The 269-nt window shown below is 71.0% G+C and carries 1 pseudogene; it reads left to right on the top strand.

What is annotated here, in order from left to right:
* Positions 1-56 precede the first annotated feature (56 nt).
* Positions 57-269 (top strand): annotated as a pseudogene (locus UUA_RS19090) (hypothetical protein); the annotation flags it as partial.

The raw sequence follows: 269 nt of genomic DNA, 5'->3' as shown, positions 1-269 counted from the left end.
GGCGTTTGCCTTGCCGACCGGCGGAGCGCGCGTGCTGATCCGCTGCCCGGACGGCGATGACGCAGCTTCGGCTTGAACAGGCCCCGACGCCTTCGCTGCCACGGCGCTTCCTGCTCGGCGCGCCATGCTGGGGCATGCTGGCCGGCGTGCTGCTGATCGTCGATGGCGACACGGCGCTGCGCATGCGCTGGAGCCCGGCCACGCTGGCGCTGGTGCATGTATTCACGCTCGGCGTGCTCGGTAACGCCATGCTCGGCAGCGTGCTGCAG

Origin of the sequence: Rhodanobacter thiooxydans LCS2 (assembly GCF_000264375.1) — a bacterium.
Classification (GTDB): Bacteria; Pseudomonadota; Gammaproteobacteria; order Xanthomonadales; family Rhodanobacteraceae; genus Rhodanobacter; species Rhodanobacter thiooxydans.
This window is presented reverse-complemented; position numbering and strand designations above follow the sequence as displayed.